Source organism: Streptococcus agalactiae ATCC 13813 (assembly GCF_000186445.1).
Classification (GTDB): Bacteria; Bacillota; Bacilli; order Lactobacillales; family Streptococcaceae; genus Streptococcus; species Streptococcus agalactiae.
The window spans coordinates 116,529-120,383 of the sequence record NZ_GL636070.1 but is presented as its reverse complement, the minus strand read 5'-3'; the positions used below and the strand labels follow the sequence as shown (position 1 = coordinate 120,383).

Annotated in this window: 3 protein-coding genes and 3 pseudogenes; 4 read left to right on the top strand and 2 right to left on the bottom strand. The window is 30.0% G+C overall.

The annotated features are described in order from the left end of the window. Positions 1-384 (bottom strand): annotated as a pseudogene (locus HMPREF9171_RS112260) (YSIRK-targeted surface antigen transcriptional regulator); the annotation flags it as partial. 203 nt (positions 385-587) lie between these two features. On the opposite strand from HMPREF9171_RS112260, the gene HMPREF9171_RS112265 reads away from it, so the two are divergent. Beyond that, the gene (locus tag HMPREF9171_RS112265) at positions 588-1,733 is read left to right on the top strand and encodes an alpha-like surface protein (RefSeq protein ID WP_001871889.1); all 1,146 of its coding nucleotides are present in this window, start codon (positions 588-590) and stop codon (positions 1,731-1,733) included. Between the two features lie 330 nt (positions 1,734-2,063). Here HMPREF9171_RS112265 and HMPREF9171_RS1000000113180 read toward each other — a convergent pair. Then, a pseudogene (locus tag HMPREF9171_RS1000000113180) lies at positions 2,064-2,360 on the bottom strand (transposase); the annotation flags it as partial. 348 nt (positions 2,361-2,708) lie between these two features. On the opposite strand from HMPREF9171_RS1000000113180, the gene HMPREF9171_RS112270 reads away from it, so the two are divergent. The 3 genes and pseudogenes from HMPREF9171_RS112270 to HMPREF9171_RS112280 form a co-directional block, all read left to right on the top strand. Next, on the top strand, positions 2,709-2,903 hold the full coding sequence (locus tag HMPREF9171_RS112270) for a type II toxin-antitoxin system RelB/DinJ family antitoxin (protein ID WP_000078466.1): 195 nt from the start codon (positions 2,709-2,711) through the stop codon (positions 2,901-2,903). A 2-nt stretch (positions 2,904-2,905) separates the two neighbouring features. Then, a complete protein-coding gene (locus HMPREF9171_RS112275) occupies positions 2,906-3,262 on the top strand; it encodes a hypothetical protein (protein WP_000726285.1) in 357 nt (118 codons plus the stop codon). Positions 3,263-3,288: 26 nt separating this feature from the next. Next, positions 3,289-3,840 (top strand): annotated as a pseudogene (locus HMPREF9171_RS112280) (site-2 protease family protein); the annotation flags it as partial. Positions 3,841-3,855: the final 15 nt, after the last annotated feature.

The following is a 3,855-nucleotide window of genomic DNA, read 5'->3' as shown; positions in this document are numbered from 1 at the left end:
TAATTCTCGAATTTGACTAAGTGAGAAGAGAGGTAATTGGGCTAGTCTATCAATAAAGAAGTCTTGTTCACTAGCATTGATTTGTGTTTCAGTCAGCTTTTTCTTAAGAAGTAAAGGGTCAATAGCATTGCTACGCCAGGGACCGATGATAATATAATATTGTTGAATATGGTAGGCAAGAAAAAGTTCTCCTAAAGAGCCATAATGAAATAAAAAATCATGTTGAGTTTTACTAAAGTTACTTAAAATAAAGTAATGATTGTAAAAAAGTGAAATAGTTTTCTCGGATTTATACTCTCTGATAACAGAAAAGTTTTGATCACAAACAGTAATAGTTAGACCTAGGAGACTGTGTAATGATTTCAACAATAAAAAATTAATCATATGTGTCACCACCTTTAATTTAATATATTATCTATTTTAATAAACTTTCCTTTAAAGTCAAAAAATAATTAGATAGTCGTTAATTTTAACCTAATATGATTATAAAAGCCGAAAAAGATAAATTATTTCAAAAAAAAAACGGATTAGATTATATAACGAACGATAGACATTCTAATATTTGTTATTTACCCCTATAATTTAATATGTATAGAATTATACGGAATAAAGTAAGGGAGAATATCATGTTTAGAAGATTTAAAAATAAAAGTTATGATACTTCACAGACAAAACAACGTTTTTCACTTAAGAAGTTTAAGTTTGGTGTAGCTTCTGTACTAATTGGTATTAGTTTTTTAGGAGGTTTTACTCAAGATCAATTTAATATTTTTACAGATACTGTATTCGCGGCTGAGCTGATTCCTGGAAGTGCTGTTTCGTTAAACACAATTATGACTAAAAATATTCAGAATGGCAGAGCATATATAGATTTATATGATGTTAAAAATGGGAAAATAGATCCATTACAATTAGTTACGTTAAATTCACCTGATTTAAAACTTCAGTATGTCATTAGGCAAGGCGGCAATTATTTCACACAACCTTCTGAATTGACAGCTGTTGGTGCAGCTACTATCAATTATACAGTATTGAAGGCAGATGGAAGTCCTTATGTGAAAACTGATGGTCAAGTGGATATTGTAAACGTCTCATTGACTATTTACAATTCTTCAGCTTTGAGAGATAAAATTGATGAAGTAAAAAAGAAAGCGGAAGATCCTCAATGGGACGAGAAAAGTCGTGATAAAGTTTTAATTAGTTTAGATGATATCAAAACAGATATTGATAATAATCCTAAGACACAATCAGACATTGACAATAAAATAACTGAAGTTACTAATTTAGAAAAAATACTAACACCTCGAGTCCCAGATGCCGATAAGAATGATCCAGCAGGTAAAGATCAGCAAGTCAATGTAGGTGAGACACCGAAGGCAGAAGATTCTATTGGAAACTTACCAGATCTTCCGAAAGGTACAACAGTAGCCTTTGAAACTCCAGTTGATACAGCAACACCGGGAGGCAAACCAGCCAAAGTTGTTGTGACTTACCCAGATGGTTCAAAAGATACTGTAGATGTGACTGTTAAGGTTGTCGATCCACGTACAGATGCCGATAAGAATGATCCAGCAGGTAAAAATCAGCAAGTCAATGGTAAAGGAAATAAATTACCAGCAACAGGTGAGAAGGTAACTCCATTCGTTAATTTTGCAGCTTTAGCGATTATAAGTTCAGTAGGCTTATTAGGAATTGCTAAAGGTAAGAAGAATGGTTCTGATTACTTTAGATAAGATATATATTCAAGTTATCGTCCTTCTAGGTAGCTTGAATAAAAATGAGAGATAATGTTACGTTATTATCTCTCATTTTATTTGACTCTTTGTCAACTGTAGTGGGGAGATGAAAAGCTAAGTTCTAGAGAGTATCAAATTGATACTCTCTTTTTATACCATTTGTCAAGTTTATCAAAGATTTAAAGCAAAACTATTTTGAGGACAGTAGCTAAATGTAGGTTATTGTCCTCTTCTTATGAGATAAGCAGCGATAAAAGTGCACACAAAAGGAACACCTTATCTAGCGTTTTAAAAAATAAGGTGTTTGAATAGTGTGGCATAACCACTTTACTGATTTTGGGTCGAAACATAATCGTAAAGTTTATTATGCGTTGTAAGGTAATTCATTGTTCTAATAAGGCGATGTATGGAGGCAATCGTATGTGGCTTTGTAGACGTCACTTGCGATTGTCTTTTTCGTTTCTTATAGAAGTCTGCGATGTGACAAGGATTAGTGTGACTAGCTGAAGCAATATTGTGAATACTCTTGAAAAGAATCTTTCTAGCATAGGGGTTTCCTCGTTTGGTAATGTACTCTTTGGCAAGGAAGTTACCAGACTCATAGTGTCTAAGATCAATCCCAATAAGATAACACTAAGGTTTGTTAAAGTGCGATAAGTGATGTTATTAGGCGTTTAAGGCTGTTTTGAAGCGATAACTATTGTTAACTGATGTTGTCAATTGCAATTTTGGTGAGCAATCGGTGGGCAAATAAGTAAAAATATAGAATAAAGATGTTGAATAAATTTCCGTTTTTATTGTGTATTTATAAAATTTACTTAAATTTTTTATAGTTAAGTCCATTTAAACAGACTTATTAAAAAAGTCGTTTATAATAGCAAGTTGAGCCCTAAAATATTAAATAATCATATTTGAATTGATTAATATCACTAAAAGTATTACAATGTATATACAATAGAAAGTGGTGGAAGTATGTCACAAATTGTAGTTAGAGTTGATGATCGATTAAAAGATGAATCTTCATTATTGTTTAAGTCACTAGGATTAGATATGAGTACAGCAATTAAAATGTTTTTGATTCAGTCCGTAAAAACTCAAAGTATACCTTTCGAGATTAAAAATAATCCTTCAATTTTAGTTGATGAATTAGAAAATAAGGAGTTTTAATAATGAAAAAGAAATTTTTAGGATTGTTAGTTTTTACTTTATCAACAATATTCTTAGTAGCATGTTCTAACAATTCTCTAGATGGTGAATATTATTGGATTAATGATGCTAGAAACCAGCATATGGCTACAATTAAAGGTGATAAAGGTTATGTTGAATCAGAAGGTGGTTATTCAATAAAAATTGATTCAGAGTTAGAAATTATTGAAAGTAAATTTGGTTCTGCAAAATATAGTTACCAGAATGGAAAGTTGACAACAAATTTTACTGGTGTAGAAAGTGATTTTTATAAAAAAGGTTCAAAAGCCTGTGATGAAGCTTTAAAGAAATATGGATATAAAGAAGTTGGGAAAGAATAATAGTAAAAGACTAGAATTTTAAAAATCTAGCTTTGGAAATAGTAAATGTGTTAATACTGTTTTATTCCCATGAAGAGGTAGTAGGTATAACGAGAGATGACTTTATTAAATATCTTCTGATTTACTTTCCCTTCTTTATTTATTTTCATGAATTAGGTCATATAACTTTTTTTAAGTATTTTGGTAGACGTGTAGATAAAATTGGTTTTAAATTAAATTATATTTTTCCTTCGTTTTATGTAAGAATGAATGATACATATATGTTAAGTAAAAAGGAGAAGATAGTTGTTCATTTAGGTGGAATATTTTTTAGTTTAATTTTGAATAATATCATGTTTACTCTGGGAGTATGTTTAAAATGTACAATTTTAATTTATTTAGCAAAATATATGGCAATAGACATTCTTTATAATTCTATCCCTTTAATGAATTCAGATGGTTATAAAGTAATAATTGCAACCAGAGGTGTTCTAGAAGCTAAGTCGTTTAATGAGAATTCAATGCTAGTTAAAGTAATTAAACTTTGTAATATTATTTTTGTTATTCTATACACAGTTTGGTTTATATTTAATATTTAACTATAATTTTACTTG

Bases quoted from the DNA above. Each gene is read 5' to 3' on its own strand.
- HMPREF9171_RS112275 (WP_000726285.1), top strand. From the start codon at position 2,906: ATGAAAAAGAAATTTTTAGGATTGTTAGTTTTTACTTTATCAACAATA.
- HMPREF9171_RS112270 (WP_000078466.1), top strand. From the start codon at position 2,709: ATGTCACAAATTGTAGTTAGAGTTGATGATCGATTAAAAGATGAATCT.
- HMPREF9171_RS112265 (WP_001871889.1), top strand. From the start codon at position 588: ATGTATAGAATTATACGGAATAAAGTAAGGGAGAATATCATGTTTAGA.